This window comes from Melaminivora alkalimesophila (genome assembly GCF_000282995.1).
In the GTDB taxonomy this organism is placed as follows: Bacteria; Pseudomonadota; Gammaproteobacteria; order Burkholderiales; family Burkholderiaceae_C; genus Melaminivora; species Melaminivora alkalimesophila.
In genome coordinates this window covers 1-3,915 of record NZ_ALEE01000122.1, presented here as the reverse complement: position 1 = coordinate 3,915, position 3,915 = coordinate 1, and the positions used below count along the sequence as shown (strand labels likewise).

At 71.4% G+C, this 3,915-nt stretch carries 4 protein-coding genes; 3 read left to right on the top strand and 1 reads right to left on the bottom strand.

Going from position 1 to position 3,915, the window contains the following annotated elements:
- On the bottom strand, positions 1-344 hold a 344-nt coding region (locus tag A612_RS01800; protein ID WP_019372905.1), incomplete at its 3' end, for an EamA family transporter.
- 186 nt (positions 345-530) lie between these two features.
- On the opposite strand from A612_RS01800, the gene A612_RS01795 reads away from it, so the two are divergent.
- The 3 genes from A612_RS01795 to A612_RS01785 form a co-directional block, all read left to right on the top strand.
- Entirely contained in the window at positions 531-1,856 is a 1,326-nt protein-coding gene (locus tag A612_RS01795) for an AmpG family muropeptide MFS transporter (RefSeq protein WP_040435591.1), read from the top strand.
- 120 nt (positions 1,857-1,976) lie between these two features.
- The gene (locus tag A612_RS01790) at positions 1,977-2,693 is read left to right on the top strand and encodes a response regulator transcription factor (RefSeq protein WP_019372903.1); all 717 of its coding nucleotides are present in this window, start codon (positions 1,977-1,979) and stop codon (positions 2,691-2,693) included.
- A 28-nt stretch (positions 2,694-2,721) separates the two neighbouring features.
- A partial coding sequence (locus tag A612_RS01785) for an ATP-binding protein (RefSeq protein WP_019372902.1) occupies positions 2,722-3,915 on the top strand: 1,194 nt, incomplete at its 3' end.

Here is a 3,915-nt window from a genome sequence, read left to right as displayed (position 1 = left end):
ATGGGGCCGCTGCCGATCGCCAGCGCCGTGCCCAGCGCCACGCCGCTGGCCTTGACCCCGGCGAAGAAGCTCAGGTTGTAGGCCGCCACGCAAAGCGCCGCCAGCCCGGCGGTGGGCAGGCGCAGGTGGCGCACCGCTCCTTCACGCAGCGCCGGCAGCGCAAGCACGGCGAAGAACACGCTGGCGACGGCCAGCCGCAGCGCCCCAACCCAGTAGGGCGACAGGGTGGCGGGGGCCAGGCTCTGCGCCGTGCCGGTGGTGCCCCAGAGCATGGCGGCCAGCAGCACCAGGAGCACGGCGCGCGGTGCGGCAGAGGGAGAGGACGGCAGGGCCAGGACAGACATGAAAGCCGGGTGGGAAAGAGATTCTTTTCGGAGCGGTCACGCCCGCGCCGTCTGGCGGCAAGAGGCGACAAGGGGCGACAATCAATAATGGCGCCTTGGCCGGCTGCTGCCGGCAGCACCGCATTGTCCCCTGCCCCGCCTGCCCGCCGGGTCCCGTCCCGCGGATCCGCACCGCACCGCCTGCCCATGACCCCTCCCGCCCCCACTCCCCGGCGCTCCTGGCGAGCGGCCTGGCGCGTCTACCTCGAGCCGGCCAGCCTGCGCATGCTGGCGCTGGGCTTTTCCGCCGGGCTGCCGCTGCTGCTGGTGCTGGGCACGCTGTCCTTTCGCCTGCGCGAGGCGGGCATCGACCGCACCACCATCGGCTACCTCTCCTGGGTCGGGCTGGCCTATGCCTTCAAGTGGCTGTGGGCGCCGCTGGTGGACCGACTGGCGCTGCCGGTGGCAACGCGGGCGCTGGGCCGGCGGCGCAGCTGGCTGCTGGCGGCGCAGCTGCTGGTCATGGCGGGGCTCGCCGGCATGGCGCTGGCCGACCCGCGCACCGAGCTGGCGGCGCTGGTGGGCTGCGCCCTGCTGGTTGCCTTCGGCTCGGCAACCCAGGACATTGCGCTGGATGCCTTTCGCATCGAGTCGGCCGACACCGAGCGCCAGGCGGCGCTGGCCGCGACCTACCAGACCGGCTACCGGTTGGCAATGATCTGGGCGGGGGCGGGCGTGCTGTGGCTGGCGGCGCGCGCCGAGGTGGCGGGCGCGGCCGGCTACCAGGCGGCGGCCTGGCGCACGGCCTACCTGGTCATGGCGGCGTCCATGCTGCTGGGCATGGTGGTCGTGTGGCGCTCGCCCGAGCCGGCGCCGCGGCCGCTGCCGCCGGCAAAGGGGCTGGCCGAATGGCTGCGTGGCGCCGTGGTCGCGCCCTTCGCGGATTTCGTCCGCCGCTACCGCTGGCAGGCGGTGCTGGTGCTGGCACTGATCGCCGTCTATCGCATCAGCGACGTGGTCATGGGCATCATGGCAAACCCGTTCTACGTGGACATGGGCTACACCAAGGACGAGGTGGCGGCCGTGACCAAGGTCTATGGCGTGGCGATGACGCTGGCGGGCGCCTTCGTCGGCGGCGTGCTGTCGATGCGCCTGGGCGTGATGCGCGTGCTGATGCTGGGGGCGCTGCTGAGCGCGGCGACCAACCTGTTGTTCGCCTGGCTGTCCACCCTCGGGCACCACGTGCCCATGCTGGTGCTGGTGGTGTCGGCCGACAACCTGGCGGGCGGCATCGCCTCGGCCGCGTTCATCGCCTATCTGTCCAGCCTGACCAACGTGCAGTATTCGGCCACGCAGTACGCGCTGTTCAGCTCCATGATGCTGTTGCTGCCCAAATGGCTCGCGGGCTTCTCGGGCCAGTTCGTGGACGCGCAGGGCTACAGCGCGTTCTTCACGGGCACGGCCCTGCTGGGCCTGCCGGTGCTGCTGCTGGTGGCGCTGGCGTCCAGAGCCCAATCAGCCTCCAGCGCTTGAGGGACAAGCGCGGGCAGCTATCAAAACGATACCTACACCGGTTTACCTAACTTTACCCGGCCGACAACCCTGCGAGATGCCGCGCAGGGAACATGGCAGTCTAGAAAGGCCCATCCACCCATGAGTTCGCAACTGCTGATGATCGAAGACGACCACCGCCTCGCGCAGATGGTGGGCGAGTACCTCGGCCAGTCCGGATTGCAGGTCACGCACATGGCCGACGGCGCCAGCGGCCTGGCGCGGCTGCAGGCGCCCGAGGGCGGCCAGCTGCCCGACCTGGTGATCCTGGACCTGATGCTGCCCGACATCGACGGCCTGGAGGTGTGCCGGCGCATCCGCGCGCTGCCGGGCGCCGCCGCCCAGGTGCCGGTGCTGATGCTCACGGCCAAGGGCGACCCCATGGACCGCGTGATCGGACTGGAGATCGGCGCCGACGACTACCTGCCCAAGCCCTTCGAGCCGCGCGAGCTGCTGGCGCGCATCCGTGCCATCCTGCGCCGGCGTGAAAGCGGTGCCCAGCCGGCCACGCAGGTGCTGCGCTTCGGCTCGCTGGAGATCGACCGCGATGCGCGCACGGTGAGCGTGCACGGCCAGCCGGCGGAGCTGACCTCTTACCAGTTCGACCTGCTGGTGACCATGGCCGAGCGCGCGGGCCGCGTGCTCACGCGCGACCAGATCATGGAGGCCGTGCGCGGGCGCGAGCTGGAGGCGTTCGACCGCTCCAGCGACGTGCACATGGGCCGCATCCGCGCGGCCATCGAGGCCGACCCCAAGAACCCGCGCCGCATTCTCACCGTGCGCGGTGTGGGCTATGTCTTCGCCAAGCAGCAGGACTGACCTGCCTCTTTTGAAAAGCCCCGCACGCATGTCCCTCATCAGCCCCTTCTCCCGCCGCCTGTACCTGCGCATCTGGCTGGCCGTGGTCGGGGGCGTGCTGGTGTTCGCCTTCGCCGTGGGCATGGCCTGGCGCTGGGCGGCCGAGCAGAACCAGCAGCAGCCGCCCTCGCGCGAGATCCGCATCACGGACGCCGCGGGCCGCACGCTGGTGGATGGCGTGGGCCTGCGCCAGCGGCGTGACCCCAGCGAAGGCGTGCTCTACCGCATCGAGAGCGCCACGGGCGAGGTGTACGAGATGCACTTGTCTCCGCGCCCGCCCCGCCCGCGCCCCGACGAGCGCGGTCCCGCCGCGTGGTTCCGCCCGCCCTTCGGCTTTCTGTGGATGCTCGCGCTGGTGGGCATTGCCGTGACCGTGGGGGTGTTTCCCATCATCCGGCGGCTGCTGCAGCGGCTGGAGCAACTGCAGCGCAGCGTGCAGCGCTTCGGCGAGGGCGACTTGTCGGTGCGCGTGGCCGAGCAGGGCCATGACGAGGTGGCGGCGCTGGCGCGCCAGTTCAACGCCGCCGCCGCGCGCATCGAGACGCTGGTGCAGTCGCACAAGTCGCTGCTGGCCAATGCCTCGCACGAGCTGCGCTCGCCGCTCACGCGCATCCGCATGGGGCTGGAGCTGATGCAGGGCGGCACGCCCTCGCCCGCATTCCGCGCCGAGATTGAACGCAACATCGCCGAGCTGGACCAGTTGGTGGACGAGATCCTGCTGGCCAGCCGCCTGGATTCCGGCGCCGCCGATGTGGGCACGGTCGAGCCCGTGGACCTGGTGGGCCTGGCCGTGGAGGAATGCGTGCGCGTGGACGCCGAACTGCACGTAGGCTCCGGCGATGGTGCAGACGCCATGACGGCGCCCGTCGAAGTACCGGGTGTGTCCAAGCTGCTGCGCCGCGCGGTGCGCAACCTGCTGGAGAACGCGCGGCGCTACAGCCAGGGCGAAATCACCCTCACCCTCACGCGCGAAGGGCACGACGCCGTGCTGCGCGTGTGCGACCACGGCCCGGGCGTGCCGCCCGCGCAGCGCGAACGCATCTTCGAGCCCTTCTACCGCCTGCCGGGCGCCAGCGAACGCTCGGGCGGCGTGGGCCTGGGCCTGGCGCTGGTGCGCTCCATCGCGGGGCGCCATGGGGGCAGCGTGGTGTGCGAGGACCGGCCCGATGGCGCGGCGGGCGCC